We start from the raw sequence: 15,398 nt of genomic DNA, 5'->3' as shown, positions 1-15,398 counted from the left end.
GGGCCGCCCGCTGCCGCTGCCGCGCATCCGTCCCCGGCTCGCCGTGGTCCTCGTCTACCTGGCCGCGATGTGCATGAACGGCCTCGACTCCACCATCGTCAACCCGGCCCTTTACACCATCGCCGAGGACTTCGGGCGGCCGGTGAGCGCGGCCAACACCGTGGAGACGGCGTTCCTGGTCGCGCTGGCGCTCACGCTGCCGGTGGCGGGCTGGCTCGGCGACCGGTACGGCACCAAGCGGGTCTTCCTCGGCTCGCTGGCCGTCTTCACCGCCGCGTCCGCGCTGTGCGGACTGGCCTGGAACCTGCCGGCCCTGGTCGTGGCGCGCGCGGTGCAGGGCTTGGCCGGCGGGCTGCTGACCCCGGTGGGGATGGCCCTGCTGTTCCGGGCGTTCACCCCGCCGGAGCGGGTCGGGCTGTCGAAGGTGCTGATCGTGCCGACGGCACTGATGCCCGCCCTCGGCCCGCCGCTCGGCGGTCTGCTCACCGAACACCTCTCCTGGCACTGGCTGTTCTTCGTCAACGTACCGGTCGGCGTGGCCGCCGTGCTGCTCGGCGCGGCAGGGCTGCGCGAGCACGTGGAGGGCACCGCGGGGCCGTTCGACCGGGCCGGGTTCTGGCTCGCCACTCCGGCCCTGGGCCTGCTCACCTATGCGCTCGGCTTCGGCCCGGTGCGGGGCTGGTCCGATCCCGCCGTGGCGGTGAGCGCGGTCGCGGGCGCCGCCCTGCTGGTGGCGACCGTCGTCCAACAACGCCGCGTCCCGGCACCGCTGTTGGGCCTGCGGCTGTTCGCCGACCGTTACTACGGCCCGGCCGCCGCGCTGGCCGCGCTCACCGCCGCCGGGCTCATGGGCGTGCTGTTCGTGGTGCCGCTGCTGTTCCAGGCGGCCCTCGGCGGCAGCGCGCTGGACGCCGGACTGAGCGTGTTCCCCGAGGCGTTGGGCCTCATGCTGGCCTCGCACGCCGTGGACCGCCTGCGGCCCCGGCTCGGTTCGCGCCGACTGGTCGTGGCCGCGCTGCTCGCGGCTGCCGTGGTGTTCGGCGCGCTGGCGGTGCCGGGCACGGCGGAGAACGCCTGGGCGGTGCGCGTCCTGATGTTCCTGATCGGGCTGGTGCTGGGCACCGCCGTACTCACCGTGCAGCTCGCCGGATTCGAGACCATCACCCCGTCCGACATGGGCCAGGCGATGGGCCTCTTCCAGATCGTCCGCACCCTGGGCGGCGCACTCGGCATCGCGCTGTGCGCGGCGCTGGTCGGCGGCGGCGCGCACCCGGCGGGGACGGCCATGGACGCGGGGCCCTTCCGTACGGCGGTGTGGGCCTCGACCGCGCTGGTGGCGCTGTCGGCGGTGCTCGCCCTGCGACTGCCGCGCACCGCCCCGCAACCGCCGCCGGACGACCCGGACGAGGAGCCGTCGTGGGACGGGGATTCGGGGGTGGTGCCGGACGGGGGAGCGGAGGCTCCCCGGCGGACCCCGGCGCCCTGAGCCAGCTGGCCGTACACCGGAAGGCGCTCCGCGGCGGGGGCCGCGGGGCGCCTTCCGGTTCTTCTGTGCCGTCCGGCCCTTCGGTCCTTCGACGCCTCGCGGCGTCTTCGGTCGCCCCGTCGCGACCCCGGACACTGCTCTACGGCGTGGCGCCCTCGCCGCCCGCCGTGTCCGCGCCGCCCAGCAGCGCCGTCAGCGCGTCGGCCAGACCGCCGCGCCAACAGGCGTAGTCGTGGCCGCCGTTGAACTCCCGGTAGACGAAGTCGTAGCCCCGGGCCCGCAGGACGTTGCGCAGCCGCCGGTTCTCCGCCAGCAGCATCCACTCCTGGAGGCCCACCTCCAGATACAGCCGGACCGGTCGGCGCTCGTCGGCCGCGTACCGGCGTGTGAGCCACTCCTCTGCGCGCTCCGGATCGTTCTCCGGCCACCAGAAGGATCCCGACTGGGACACGGCGAGGCCGAACCGGTCGGGGCGTCGGTACGCGGCGTACGCGGCGGTGAGCCCGCCCGCGCTCTGCCCGGCGACGAGGGTCCGCTCCGGGCGGGACGCCGCGCCGAACTCCGCCCGCGCCCACGGCAGCAGGGTGTCCGCCAGCCAGTCGACGAACGCCCCGTTGCAGCTCAGGTCGTCCATCCGGTGCTCCATCGTGTCCACCAGCAGAGCCACCGTCGGCGGCAGTGCCGCGTCCGCGTGCATCCGGTCCAGCAGCGAGCCCGCGTCGAGCACCGGCCCCCAGATCTCCCCGTCGAGCAGCACCGCGACGGCGTACGGCTCCGCCGAATCGCCGTGCCCCGGCGGCAGATGGACGCTCACCCGGCGGCCGTCCACCTCCCGCTCAAGGGTCGTCCCGCGCGGCGGGGCAGCGCCGTCCCCACCGGCGTAGGGCTGGGGCGGGGCGTCGGGCAGGGACAGGACGGAGGCGGGGCGGCGTCCGCCGTACGGCGGCAGGACCGGGGTCCGGCTCAGCGGATCCGGCACCGCCCGGTCCAGGGCCGCCCGCCAGGAGATCCGGTCGGTGCGCAGCAGCTCCTCGCGGGGGCCCCGGCCCGGCAGGAACTGGTACGAGGCGCGGTGGTCGGCGCGCATCCGGTGGGAGAGCGCCCAGACGCCGGTGCCCTCGACACGGCGCATCAGATGGCGCGTCAGATCACCCGTGTGCCGGTCCCGGTCGGTGACCGTGTGCACCAGGAGCAGGACGTCGGAGGCGGGCCGGTCCGCAGTGTCCTCCCGCCACAGGAAGGTGACGAGGCGGTGGGCCGGATCGCCCTCGGGGTCGGGCTCGACGAGCGGCGTGCCGCTCCGTCCGGCTCGCAGCCAGAACTCGGCCTCCGCGCCCGGTATCCGGGCCCGGACCCCGTCGCGCAGGGCGCTCAGTGCGGGGCTGGGGAGAGCGGTCACGGTCGTCCGCCTTTCGTTGCGTCGGTCGGAAGAGAATGCCGGTCGGGAGGGGAGTCCGGTCGGGCGGGAAGGCCAGGGGCGCGATCCGCCGGTACGCGCCCCGGCCGCGCCCTCCCCCTGGCGCCGTCCGTCCACGGCTCAGACCCGGGTCGCGGCCGAGCGGCCCAGCAGCACCCACAGCAGGAAGGGCCCGCCGAGGACGGTGGTCACCACGCCCACCGGGAGTTCGGAGCCGGAGAAGGCGATCCGCCCCAGGGTGTCGGCGACCACCACCATCACCGCTCCGGTCAGCATCGACCCGATCAACGGCACCCTGAGCGGACCGGCGAGCCGCGCGGCGATGACGGGGGAGGCCAGCGCGACGAAGGCCACCGGCCCGCACACGCCCACCGCAAGACCGGCCAGGGCCACGGCCAGCAGCATGCACACCAGCCGGACCCGGTCCGGACGGATGCCCACGGAGGCGGCCGTCGCGTCGTCGAAGCGCAGCACGGACAGGTGCCGGGCCACGACGAGGGCGGCGGGCACGAGCACGGCGAGCCCGATCAGCACCGGCACGGCGACGGAGTAGCCGCGCCCGTTGAGGCTTCCGGAGGTCCACACGTACAGGGAACCGGCCGAGCTGAGGGATCGTCGGGAGAGCACCACCTGGGTGACGGCGGAGGCCAGCGCCGACATGGCGAGACCGACCACGAGCACCCGGTAGCCGCGCTGTCCGAGACCGCCGGAGACGGTCGTCACGACGACGACGGCGGCGAGGGCGCCGAGCGGCCCGGCCCACCAGGCGCCGAAGGTGCCGGTGGCGCTGAGCGAGACGGAGAGCAGCACGGCCGCGGTGGCGCCGTCGTTGACGCCGAGGAGTTCGGGGGTGGCGAGCCGGTTGCGGGCCAGTGTCTGGGTCAGGCAGCCGGCCAGCCCGAGGGCCGCGCCGGCCGTCAGCCCGGCGACGATCCGGCCGAGCCGGAACTTCTGTACGAGCAGCACGTCGAAGCGATCGCCCTGCCCGAACACGGCACGGAACGTACGATCCACACCCATGTCGCTCTGGCCGGCGTACGCCGAGAACACGACGGCCGCGACCGCCAGCGCGAGGAGTGCGAGCACGGCGAGGGCCGGCCGGCGGTGCATCGGCAGCGACAACGGACCGCGCCGCAGCACGATCGTCCCGGGGGGAAGCCCCCCGCCCGCCGCTGCCGTCGGCCCGTCCGTCCGCCCGCCGGGCCGCGGGCGTCGCAGAACTCCCGTGAGCCACGCGGGCACCAGGGACCGGCTCCGTCCGGGAGGGGCCGTCCCGGCAGCCGGTTCGGTCATGCCCATCGCGGCGAGCTGTCGCGAGCGCACGATGCCGATGAGGACGGGCGCGCCGAGGAGCGCGACGATCACCGACACGGGTGCCTCGAACGGGCGGGAGACCACCCGGGCGGCCACGTCCGCGACGGTCAGCACCGCGGCGCCGATGAGCCCGGCCAGCACGAGCCGTGCCGCGGCCCGGGTTCCGGCCAGGGCCCGGGCCACGAATCCGGAGAGGAGCCCGAGGAAGGAGATGGGCCCCGCCAGCGCGACGGCTCCGGCCGTGAGCAGGGTCACGGCGATCGCCACCGTGGTGCGTACGACCGACGGGCGGTGGCCGAGGCCGCGGGCGAGATCGTCGCCGAGGGCCAGGGCCGACAGCGGTCGGGTCACCAGCAGCGCGACCACGAAGCCGACGACGAGCACCGGCAGCAGACGGGACAACTCGCCGTACCCCTCCGTGCCCGCCAGTGAGCCCAGCACCCAGAACCGGAACCGGTCGTAGGTCTCGGCCGAGTTGACCACGATGACACTGGTGAGTCCACCGAACGTCGCTCCCAGTGCGGAACCGGCGAGCACCAGCCGCATGGGGGAGCCGCCGCGCCCCCGTCCGGCGATGAGCAGGACCAGCCCGCTGGCGGTCACCGCGCCGATGAACGCACAGACCAGATAGGCGTAACCGGAGTCCAGGCCCAACAGCGCGATCCCGGCCACCACCCCCAGCGAGGCCCCCGCGTTGACGCCCAGCAGTCCGGTTTCGGCCAGTGGATTGCGGGTGACGGCCTGGAGCAGGCTACCGGCGACGCCGAGGGCCGCGCCGACCAGAACGGCGGTGAGTGTACGGGGCAGCCGCAGATCGCCCATGACCAGGGACAGCCGGCTGTCCGCGCGGGCCCCGTGACGGTTCAGGAGATAGTCCAGAGCCCCGCCCGGGCCCACCTCGCCCGCGCCGACGCACAGCGACACGGCGCAGAGAAGAACGACGAGGGCTGCGAACCCGCCGACGACGAGCCCGGTGCGGTGACGGGACGGTCCGGACGCGGGGAGGCGGTCCCGTCGGCTTGCGGACGCGACGGTGTGTTCGTCGGCCTCGGCCGTCAACGTCCCTGTTTTCTCGCCTACTTGGCCGTGTGGCCTTCGGACCTCGGAATCCCGCGTCTGCATGAAGTGAGGTTAGCCTAACCATAGGAAGGGGGTGGGGTCGCCCTGGTCGCCTCCGGGCTGCGGGGTGACTGTCGGTCGAGTCCCAATAAGGTTAGGCTAACCTTATGAATTGGGGGTCAGGTTTGTCCGACGTCATATCCGAGGCTGCCGCGTCCGCGCCCGGACCGAAGGGCCGGGTCCGGTGTGAACTCCCCGGCGGCAACGGCCTTCTGGCCGGCCGCCGGGCCCTGGTCACCGGGGCGGGCCAGGGCATCGGCGCGGCCGTCGCCCGTACGCTCGCCGCCCAAGGAGCTCATGTGGCTGCCACCGACCGGCGTGCCGGGGGCATCGAGGCGCTCGCGTCCGAACACACGCCTTCCGCCGAGCACGCCGAAGGCGCGGCGGAAGGAGCCGGAGCCATCACGCCGTACGCCATGGACGTCACCGACGCCGCGGCCGTGCACGACGTGGTGGAGGCGGTCACCGTCCGGCACGGACCGCTGGACATCCTGGTCAACGTGGCCGGGATCCTGCGACCGGGCCCGGCGGCCGAACTGTCCGACGCGGACTGGGGGGACACGTTCGCCGTGAACGCGACGGGCGTCTTCCACACCGCCCGGGCCGTCGCACCCGGCATGGCGGCCCGGGGGCGCGGCAGTATCGTCACCGTCGGCTCCAACGCCGCCGGGGTGCCCCGGACGCAGTTGGGTGCCTACGCCGCGTCCAAGGCCGCCGCCGCGATGTACACCAAGTGCCTCGGGCTGGAACTGGCCCGCAGCGGCGTCCGGTGCAACGTGGTCGCACCCGGTTCCACCGACACGGCCATGCAACGTGCCCTGTGGCGGGACCCGGACGCCCTCACCCGTGTGCTGGACGGCGACCCGGCGGTCTACCGCACGGGAATCCCGCTCGGCCGGATCGCCGAGCCGTCCGACATCGCCGACGCGGTCCTCTTCCTCGTGTCGGACCTGGCCCGCCACATCACCATGCAGGAGCTCTACGTGGATGGCGGCGCCACCCTCCGCTGACCAGGACGGACACCGGCGCCGGCAACCGTTCCGGCCGAATCCCCCGTACCCGACCCCCTTTCCGCGCACCTTCCCCGCACACCCTCCCCGCTCACCCGCACCGCACGTCCGCGCCCGCGGCCGGGCATGCGAGAAACGGAGTCATCGTGTCGACGGCACCCCAGGTCGCCGCACCCCCTGCCACCGCCGAACCGGCCCACCCCGCCGTGGGGGTGGCCACCGGTCTGCTCAACTCCTTCGCCCCGGGCGACCGGTTCCTCGCCACCCCGACGCGCACGCTCCTCGGCCAGGGAGTGCACGGCGAGGTGCCGCACGACGAACGTCCCCCGGCCCTGCGGGTGGCCGCCGCTCTCGCCGCGGCCCGTGCCGCCGGTCACGTCGCCCCCGTCGTCATGGGCGCCATACCCTTCGACCAGGACGCCCCCGCCGCGCTCGCCGTACCGGCTGCCCTGCACACCGCGCCGCCGCTGACCGCGGACCCGCTGGTCGCCCTCGCGGCCGACCCGCCCGCACCGGCCGACACAAGCGATTTGATGATCCATCAGGAGCCGTCGCCCGAGGAGTACGGCGCGTCCGTGGCCGCCGTCGTCGAACGCATGTGGAAGGGCGAGTTCAGCAAGGTCGTCCTCGCCCGTACCCTGCGGGTCGACGCCGCCCGCCCGTTCGACCTCCCGGTGATGCTCCAGCGGCTGGCCCGCCGCGACCCCTCCGGCTACACCTTCGCCCTGCCCACCGGCCCCGACCGCACCCTGCTCGGTGCCAGCCCCGAACTGCTGGTGTCCCGGCACGGCACCCGTGTGGTCGCCAACCCGCTCGCCGGATCCGTACCGCGCAGCGACGACCTCGCCGAGGACGTCCGCCGCGCCGCGGCCCTCCTGGAGTCGGCCAAGGACCTGCACGAGCACGCCGTCGTCGTCAACGCGGTGCAGGAGGTCGTCGCCCGCTACTGCACCGGCCTGACCGTGCCCGCCAAGCCGACCCTGGTCCGCACCGCCACCATGTGGCACCTGTCCACCACCGTCACCGGCACCCTCCGCTCCCCGGACACCGCCGCGCTCGAACTGGCCTGCGCGCTGCATCCGACCCCCGCCGTCTGCGGCACCCCCACCGACACCGCCCGGCACGTCATCCGGGAGAGCGAGCCCTTCGACCGCGGCTTCTTCACCGGCATGGTGGGCTGGGGCGACGCCGACGGGGACGGCGAATGGGTCGTCACCATCCGCTGCGCCGAGGCCGAACCGACCTCACTGCGCCTGTATGCGGGAGCCGGGGTGGTGGCCGCCTCCGAGCCCGCGGCGGAGACCGCCGAGACGGCCGCGAAGTTCCGCACCTTCCTCGGTGCCGTGGGGGCCCGGCTGTGAGCGGAGGGATCCCGACCCCGGACCCGACGACCGTGCCGGCTGCGGCCCGGGAGGCCGCCGCGCCCCCGGACCCGGCTCCGAGCTGGCCCGCCGAGTTCACCGAACGCTACCGGGCCGCCGGACACTGGCGCGGTGAGACCTTCGGCGCCATGCTCCGCGAGCGGGCCGCCGCCCACCCCGACCGCGTCGCGATCGTCGACCCGGGCGGCGGCACCGACCGCCGCTGGACCTACGCCGAACTCGACGCCCGCGCCGATGGGCTGGCCGCCGGACTGCTGGCCCGGGGCATCGCCAAGGGCGACCGGGTGGTGGTGCAACTGCCCAACATCGCCGAGTTCTTCGAGGTGATCTTCGCTCTGTTCCGGATCGGCGCTCTGCCCGTCTTCGCGCTCCCCGCGCACCGGGAGACCGAGATCCGCTACTTCTGCGAGTTCACCGAGGCCGCCGCCTATGTGATCGCAGGGGAGCACGACGGCTACGACTACCGCGAGCTGGCCGCCGCGGTCCGCGCCGAAGTCCCCACCCTGCGGCACGTGTTCGTGGCCGGCCCGGACGCCGGTGCGTTCGAGGCACTGGAGGCGGTGCACGCAGCACCCGTCGACGTCGACGGCCCCCGACCCGGTGACCTGGCCTTCCTCCAGCTCTCCGGCGGCAGCACCGGCGTTCCCAAACTGATCCCGCGCACCCACGACGACTACATCTACTCGCTGCGCGGCTCCAACGAGATCTGCGCGGTGGACGAGCGCAGCGTCTATCTGTGCGCACTGCCCGCCGCCCACAACTTCCCGCTCTCCTCGCCCGGCACGCTCGGCGCGCTGTACGCGGGCGCCCGGGTCGTGCTCTGCCCGCAGCCCGGCCCCGAGACGGCCTTCCCCCTGATCGCACGGGAACGGGTCACCATCACCGGCCTCGTCCCGCCGCTGGCCCTGGTCTGGACCGATGCCGCACCCGGCACCCCGCACGACCTGAGCAGCCTGGACGTGCTGCTGGTCGGCGGCGCCAAGTTCAGCGAACAGGCGGCCCGCCGGGTGCGTCCGGCCCTCGGCTGCACGCTCCAGCAGGTGTTCGGAATGGCCGAAGGGCTGGTCAACTACACCCGCCTCGACGACCCGGCGGAGACCATCGTCACCACGCAGGGGAGGCCCATCTCGCCGGACGACGAGATCCGCATCGTCGACGACGCCGACGACGAGGTGCCCGAGGGCGCTTCCGGCCACCTGCTCACCCGCGGCCCGTACACCATCCGCGGCTACTGGCGCGCGCCCCGGCACAACGCCCGCGCGTTCACCGAGGACGGTTTCTACCGCACCGGCGACATCGTCCGCCGCACCACGAGCGGGCACCTGATCGTGGAGGGCCGGGCCAAGGACCAGATCAACCGGGGCGGCGAGAAGATCGCCGCCGAGGAGGTCGAGAACCACATCCTCGCCCACCCCCGCGTCCACGACGCCAACGTGGTCGGCGAGCCGGACCCCTACCTCGGCGAACGCAGCCTCGCCTACGTCATCCTGCGGGACGGGGCCGAACCGCTGAAGCCCGTGGACATCAAACGTTTCGTGCGCGGCCGGGGGCTGGCCGGCTACAAGGTGCCCGACCGCGTCGAGTTCGTGGCCGAGTTCCCGCAGACGGGCGTCGGCAAGATCTCCAAGAAGGACCTCCGGGCCGCCGCCGTACGAGGCGGCCCCACCGACCCCGCACCCACCGCGGCCGAACGCGCCGGCCACCGGCGACCGACCCCCGCACAGGACTGAACGGACACCCCATGGCCCTGCCCCAGATCACCTCCTACCCCATGCCGGACGCGGCGGCTCTGCCCGCGAACCGGGTCGACTGGAAGGTCGACCCGGCCCGTGCGGTCCTGCTCGTGCACGACCTGCAGAACTACTTCCTCTCCGCCTACGACGAGGGGACGGACCTGATCCCGCGACTCCTGGCCAACGTCGCCGCCCTGCGGGCACGCGCCCGCGACCTGGGCATCCCCGTCTTCTACACGGCCCAGCCCGGAGGCCAGACCCCGGCCCAGCGCGGACTGCAACAGGACTTCTGGGGCCCCGGCCTGCCTGCCGACCCGGCGGCCGAGGCGATCGCCGAGCCCGTCGCCCCCGGCCCGGACGACACCGTCGTGACCAAGTGGAAGTACAGCGGGTTCGCCCGCACCGATCTGGCGGACCGGCTGGCCGGGCTCGGCCGCGACCAGCTCGTCGTCACGGGCGTCTACGCCCACATCGGAGTGCTGATGACCGCCTGCGACGCCTGGATGCGGGACATCGAGGCGTTCGTCGTGGCCGACGCCGTGGCGGACTTCTCCGCCGAGGACCACGCCATGGCCCTGACGTGGGCCGCCGGCCGGTGCGCCGTCGTCACCACCACCGACACCGTTTTCGAAGGGATCTGAGCGCAGTGGCCCTGACCCTGGAAGAAATGCGCAACGACATCGCCGACGTCCTCGGCGAGCCCGTCGACGACATCCCCGACGACGAGAACCTCGTCGACTACGGCCTCGATTCCGTCCGCCTGATGACGCTCGTCGGGCGCTGGCGCGAGGCCCACGGGGCCGACATCGCCGTCGCCGACCTCGCCGAGCGGCCGGCCATCGAGGAGTGGGCCGTGCTACTGCACGTCACCGCCTGACGGCGCCTGCCGGAGGAGCGGCTGCGCCGGGGCGAGTGTGCTCGCCCCGGCGCCCGTGGCATCGGCCGGATCCGGGGGACGCGTCAACTCATCGGTGACCCGGTCGGCCTGATGGCCTGTCGGCCGATCAGGACCGCGTGACCGCGTAGCCGTCGGCGGTCCAGCCGCCGTCGCTCACCAGCACCTGGCCCGTGATGTTCGCGGAGACCCCGGACGACAGGAACAGGGCGAGATGGGCGATGTCCTCCGGGCGGCCGAGGCTGCCTCGCGGAGTGCGGCGGCGCAGCGCCTCCGTGTCCAGCCGCCCGTCCTCGGCGAGCCGGGCCACCAGCTCCGTCTCGACATAGCCGGGCGCGAGCGCGTTGACCCGGATGCCGTGCGGGGCCCACTCGACGGCCAGGACCTTGGTGAGGGCGGCGACGCCCGCCTTGGTGGCGCAGTACGCCGCGCGCTCGGGGCCGGCGGTCACTCCGTACATGGACGAGGTGGTGAGAACGACGCCTCCGTCGCCCTCGCGCATGACGCGTGCGGCGGCCCGCGCACAGACGAAGACACCGGTGAGATTGACGTCCAACGCGGTGTTCCAGCGGTCGAGTCCGAGATCCAGCGAGGGAGCGTTGGCGGACACCCCGGCGTTGGCGACCATGACGGACAGCCCTCCCGTCCGGGCCGCGAAGCCGGTGAGGGCCTTCGTCACGGCGTCCTCGTCGCTCACCGGCGCCATGGCCGTCGCGATCACCTGGCCCGGACGTTCCGCCGCCAACTCGGGCCCTACCCAGCCCAGTTCGTCGCCGTCGATGTCCATCAGCAGGACGTGGCAACCCGCGCGCGCGTACGCCTCCGCCAGGGCCAGGCCCAGGCCGCGCGCGGCGCCGGTGACGCACACGGACCTGCCGCGCAGGTCGGGGTAGATCGCCGCTTCCGTCGTCATCTTCTCGTTCCGTTCCTTCTCGCGCGTTCCCCCACCGGTGTGCCCGTGCCTGCTCAGGCCATGTGCATGCCGCCGTTGACGTGGATGACCTCGCCCTGCACGAAGCTGGCGGCGGGCGAGCACAGGAAGGTGACGACGGAGGCCACCTCCTCCGGCCGGCCCAGGCGGCCCAGGGGAGTGGTGGCGAGCGCGGTGTCGCCTCGCGTGGCCACGTAGTCGCGGGTCATGGACGTCTCGATGATCCCGGGCGAGACCATGTTGATCCGGGCCCTGGAACCGAGCTCCCAGGCGAGGCTGCGGGAGAAGGCGAGCAGCGCGCCCTTGGTCGCGGCGTAGTGCGCGTGCCGGATGCTGCCGCGATGACCGGCCATGGACGTCAGATTGACGATGCTGCCGCCTTCGTTGAGGTGGGGCAGCACGGCGCGCGTGAGGTAGAAGACACCGTTGAGGTTGATCGAGATGACGGTGTTCCACTGCTCGTCGGTCATGTCGGCGACTGTTTGCTCGGGGTAGATCCCGGCGGCCGGGACGAGGAAGTCGACCGAGCCGAACTTCTCCACGGCGGTCGCGACGAACGCGTTGTTGCTCTTCGGTGAGGCGGCGTCGAGCACGCGGGTGATCACGGTCTCGCCGGTGGGGTCGAGTGTCGCGGCGAACTCCTCCAGCGCGGCGGCGTTCAGGTCGCCCAGCACCAGGTTGGCACCTGCGGCGTGGAACTGGCGGGCCACCTCTCGGGCGATGCCGCCGCCCGCGCCCGAGAGGAGGAGGGTCCGGCCCTCGAAGGGGCGGGCGTCAGCCGACGGAGTGCGCCGCGCCTCCCGCGTTTCCTGCGTCTGCCGCGTCTGCTGTGTGGTCGGTGTCATGGTCGTCCTCGGTGAACAGTTCGGGGTGCTGTGCCAGCTCCAGCCGTGTGCGGCGGATGTGGCCGGTGAGAAAGCGTTCGGCGTCGATGGTGTCGCGTCGCTTGATCGCCTCGATGATCAGGCGGTGTTCGGCGTGGATCAGCTCCCAGCCGCTGTCGCCGGCGAGTCGGGTGAAGGCGCGGCGGTAGTGCTGTGTGGTGTTCCAGAACCGGTCGACCATGTCGGTGATCTGGGCGACGCGGCAGCCGGCGTAGGTGAGCAGGTGCAGTTCGCGGTCGAGGGTCAGGAACCGGTCCACGTCGGTGGTGAGCTCTATCTGCCGCGCGATCGTCTCCAGTTCGGCGACCTGCTCGGCGGAGAGGTTCGGAACGCTCTCGCTGAGGGCGAGCGGCTCCAGGCGTTCACGGATCTTGTAGACGCCCTCGCACTCTGCCATGTCCATCCGGGAGACCCAGGCCCCGCTGTTGGACTTCACGACGGTCAGGCCCTCGGCCGCCAGTATCCGCAGCGCCTCGCGCACCGGCAGCCGGCTGGTGCCGAGTTGCGAGGCGACCTGCTCCTGCATGATTTTCGCGCCGGGGCGCAGCTCACCGCTCAGGATGGCGGCGCGCAGATGGTCGGCCACGCGCTGGCTCGCGACGGCGGCCGCGCCGGCCCCGGACGATCCGGTCCCCGAGGTGCGGGATCCGCTGGACGGCTTCCGAGACATGGCTCTCCCTGGTGCGGTGCAGCACGGTGCGGTGCGGTGGTGCGACAGCGTGTTCACACGGAAGGCTGCCACAGCCCTACCGCGGAGCCGGCCGCGCACCGCTTCCCGTCGGGTTGGGCACGCGGCGGGTCGGAGGAGCCGCATGCCGGCTGGGTCGGGCGGATGCTGCCTCCTCATCACCGCCGAATGGATCCATTTGCTCACCATGAGTTTCACAGTGCGCTCCCGGAAGGCGTGCAGTCAATGGATACAGCGGGAACTTGAAGGTCACATTCCGGTAACGGGTATTGGTTATGGATCCAATCATTGCGACAGTGCTCACCGAACCACACAGGAGAGTGCTCATGCCCACACACCGGAAACTGGCCCCCGCCTCACCCTGGACCGAGGTGACGGCGACCAAGAAGGACTGGCACACCGCGGACCCGCGGCTGCTGACTTCGATGTTCACCCAGACCCTGCTGATCAGGTCCTTCGAGGAGTACGTCCTCGACCTCGCGGGGCAGGGGCTGGTGCACGGTCCGGCGCACTCCAGCATCGGCCAGGAGGGCGGCGCCGTGGGCTCCGTGCTCCCGCTGACCGGTGCCGACTTCGTCGGCGGCTCGCACCGAGGGCACCACCAGTTCCTCGCCAAGGCGCTGGGGTACGTCGCGCCCGACGGCATCGACCTGCGCGGGTCCGTCGACGAGGAGGTACGCACCGTCCTCCTCCGCAGCCTGGCCGAGATCTGCGGCCTGTCCAGGGGTTACTGCCGGGGCCGGGGCGGATCCATGCACCTGCAGTGGGCCGAGGCCGGGGCCATGGGCACCAACGCCATCGTCGGCGGTGGCGTGCCGCAGGCCGCCGGGTTCGCCTGGTCGGCGCGGCAGGCCGGCACCGACGCGGTCTCGGTGACCTACTTCGGGGACGGCGCGGTCAACATCGGCTCGGTGCTGGAGACGATGAACCTCGCCGCGGCCTGGAAGCTCCCGGTCTGCTTCTTCATCGAGAACAACAAGTACGCCGTCTCCACCCACGTCGACGAGGCGACGGCGGAACCCCGGCTCTCCGCGCGCGGACTGGGCTTCAACATCCCCAGCTGGCGTGTGGACGGCATGGACCCGCTCGCCGTGTACCTGGCCATGAGCGAGGCCGTGGACCACATGAGGGCGGGCAACGGCCCCACCATCGTCGAGGCCGAGGTCTACCGGTACTTCCACCAGAACGGACCGTTCCCCGGCAGTGCGTTCGGCTACCGCACCAAGGACGAGGAGAAGGAGTGGCGGGGCCGCGACCCGCTGGCCCTCGTCTCCCGTCAGCTCGTCGAGAACGGGATCCTCGACGCCGACGAGATCGAGGCGTGCACCGCCCGGGCCAAGGCGCTCATGGCCGAGGTCGGCGGCGAACTGCTGGAGCCCGACCCCGACGGCAAGCCCGGCACCCGCCGCATCAAGCCCTCCGAGTGGCCCGATCCGTCCTTCCGTGACGTCGGCGTGCGCGGCGACCTCAGTGAGTTCGAGGGCGTACGCCTCGCCGACACGGACTCCTTCGAAGGGCGTCTGGAGCAGCGCAAGTTCATCGACGCGGTGGCCGAGGTGATGGGCCGCCGCATGGCCGAGGACGATTCCGTCGTCGTCATGGGCGAGGACGTGCACCGTCTCAAGGGCGGCACCAACGGCGCCACCAAGGGCCTGGCCGAGGCCCACCCGGACCGGGTCCTGGGCACGCCCATCAGCGAGAACGCCTTCGCCGGTCTCGCCGGCGGCATCGCGCTCGACGGCCGGTACAAGCCGGTGGTCGAGTTCATGTACGCCGACTTCATGTGGGTCGCGGCCGACCAGATCTTCAACCAGATCGGCAAGGCGCGGCACATGTTCGGCGGCGACGGGCAGGGGACCGGGGTCCCGCTCGTCCTGCGCAGCAAGGTGGCCATGGGCACCGGCTACGGCTCCCAGCACTCCATGGACCCCGCCGGGATCTTCGCCACCGCCCCCGGCTGGCGGATCGTCGCGCCGTCCACGCCCTTCGACTACGTGGGCCTCATGAACACCGCGCTGACCTGCAAGGACCCAGTCGTCGTGCTGGAACACACCGACCTGTACAACACGGTCGGCCAGGGCCCGGCCGACGACTTCGACTACTGCCTGCCCGTGGGGAAGGCGGCCGTGCGCCGCACCGGATCCGCGATCACCGTCGTGTCGTACCTGGCGATGACCAACTACGTCCTGGAGGCCGTCGGACAACTGGGCCTGGACGCCGAGGTCATCGACCTGCGCTGGCTGGACCGCGCGAGCCTGGACTGGGACACCCTGGGCGCCAGCATTCGCAAGACCAACAACGTGCTCATCGCCGAGCAGGGCCCCGTCGGCACCTCCTACGGAGGGTGGCTGGCCGACGAGATCCAGCGCCGCTGGTTCGACTGGCTGGACCAGCCCGTCCAGCGCGTCCACGCCGGTGAGTCCTCGCCCAGCATCAGCAAGGTGCTGGAGCGGGCCGCCATCGCTCGGACCGAAGAGGCCGTGGCCGCGCTCCAGCGGGTCACCGAGAACTGACCCTCCCCGTACGAACACGACACCCA

12 protein-coding genes are annotated in these 15,398 nt (G+C 72.7%); 7 read left to right on the top strand and 5 right to left on the bottom strand.

Annotated features, from left to right (window positions below; genetic code table 11):
• Positions 1–10 precede the first annotated feature (10 nt).
• The gene (locus tag ACIHCL_RS26110; RefSeq protein ID WP_399865452.1) at positions 11–1,486 is read left to right on the top strand and encodes a DHA2 family efflux MFS transporter permease subunit; all 1,476 of its coding nucleotides are present in this window, start codon (positions 11–13) and stop codon (positions 1,484–1,486) included.
• A gap of 139 nt (positions 1,487–1,625) precedes the next feature.
• Here ACIHCL_RS26110 and fes read toward each other — a convergent pair whose 3' ends face one another.
• Together fes and fhuB are read right to left on the bottom strand one after the other, a co-directional pair.
• Positions 1,626–2,885, bottom strand: a complete 1,260-nt coding sequence (gene fes / locus ACIHCL_RS26105; protein WP_399865357.1) for an enterochelin esterase — start codon at positions 2,883–2,885, stop codon at positions 1,626–1,628.
• Positions 2,886–3,023: 138 nt separating this feature from the next.
• Positions 3,024–5,339 carry a Fe(3+)-hydroxamate ABC transporter permease FhuB gene (fhuB, locus tag ACIHCL_RS26100; RefSeq protein WP_399865354.1) on the bottom strand — a complete coding sequence of 772 codons (2,316 nt, stop codon included), beginning with the start codon at positions 5,337–5,339 and terminating at the stop codon, positions 3,024–3,026.
• 209 nt (positions 5,340–5,548) lie between these two features.
• Here fhuB and ACIHCL_RS26095 point away from each other — a divergent pair, with 209 nt between their 5' ends.
• The 5 genes from ACIHCL_RS26095 (at position 5,549) to ACIHCL_RS26075 (ending at position 10,338) form a co-directional block, all read left to right on the top strand.
• Positions 5,549–6,346, top strand: coding sequence for a 2,3-dihydro-2,3-dihydroxybenzoate dehydrogenase (locus ACIHCL_RS26095; RefSeq protein ID WP_399865450.1), 798 nt, complete (start codon positions 5,549–5,551; stop codon positions 6,344–6,346).
• 146 nt (positions 6,347–6,492) lie between these two features.
• The gene (locus ACIHCL_RS26090; protein WP_399865352.1) at positions 6,493–7,707 is read left to right on the top strand and encodes an isochorismate synthase; all 1,215 of its coding nucleotides are present in this window, start codon (positions 6,493–6,495) and stop codon (positions 7,705–7,707) included.
• Between the two features lie 32 nt (positions 7,708–7,739).
• Positions 7,740–9,458 carry a (2,3-dihydroxybenzoyl)adenylate synthase gene (locus tag ACIHCL_RS26085; RefSeq protein WP_399865448.1) on the top strand — a complete coding sequence of 573 codons (1,719 nt, stop codon included), beginning with the start codon at positions 7,740–7,742 and terminating at the stop codon, positions 9,456–9,458.
• An 11-nt stretch (positions 9,459–9,469) separates the two neighbouring features.
• A complete protein-coding gene (locus ACIHCL_RS26080; protein WP_399865349.1) occupies positions 9,470–10,102 on the top strand; it encodes an isochorismatase family protein in 633 nt (210 codons plus the stop codon).
• A gap of 5 nt (positions 10,103–10,107) precedes the next feature.
• On the top strand, positions 10,108–10,338 hold the full coding sequence (locus ACIHCL_RS26075; RefSeq protein WP_399865347.1) for a phosphopantetheine-binding protein: 231 nt from the start codon (positions 10,108–10,110) through the stop codon (positions 10,336–10,338).
• 127 nt (positions 10,339–10,465) lie between these two features.
• Here ACIHCL_RS26075 and ACIHCL_RS26070 read toward each other — a convergent pair whose 3' ends face one another.
• The 3 genes from ACIHCL_RS26070 to ACIHCL_RS26060 are packed head-to-tail and all read right to left on the bottom strand — an operon-like array spanning position 10,466 to position 12,841.
• Entirely contained in the window at positions 10,466–11,269 is an 804-nt protein-coding gene (locus ACIHCL_RS26070; RefSeq protein WP_399865345.1) for an SDR family NAD(P)-dependent oxidoreductase, read from the bottom strand.
• 53 nt (positions 11,270–11,322) lie between these two features.
• Positions 11,323–12,132 carry an SDR family NAD(P)-dependent oxidoreductase gene (locus tag ACIHCL_RS26065; protein ID WP_399865342.1) on the bottom strand — a complete coding sequence of 270 codons (810 nt, stop codon included), beginning with the start codon at positions 12,130–12,132 and terminating at the stop codon, positions 11,323–11,325.
• Positions 12,062–12,841, bottom strand: a complete 780-nt coding sequence (locus ACIHCL_RS26060) for a GntR family transcriptional regulator (protein ID WP_399865340.1) — start codon at positions 12,839–12,841, stop codon at positions 12,062–12,064. Before ACIHCL_RS26060 ends, ACIHCL_RS26065 begins: the two co-directional genes overlap by 71 nt.
• Positions 12,842–13,185: 344 nt before the next feature.
• Here ACIHCL_RS26060 and ACIHCL_RS26055 point away from each other — a divergent pair, with 344 nt between their 5' ends.
• The gene (locus ACIHCL_RS26055) at positions 13,186–15,372 is read left to right on the top strand and encodes a thiamine pyrophosphate-dependent enzyme (protein WP_399865338.1); all 2,187 of its coding nucleotides are present in this window, start codon (positions 13,186–13,188) and stop codon (positions 15,370–15,372) included.
• The last annotated feature ends 26 nt before the right edge of the window (positions 15,373–15,398 follow it).

Origin of the sequence: Streptomyces sp. NPDC052042 (genome assembly GCF_044548345.1) — a bacterium.
Lineage (GTDB): Bacteria > Actinomycetota > Actinomycetes > Streptomycetales > Streptomycetaceae > Streptomyces.
The sequence above is the reverse complement of the archived record's forward strand: the minus strand, read 5'-3'. Positions and strand labels throughout refer to the sequence as shown.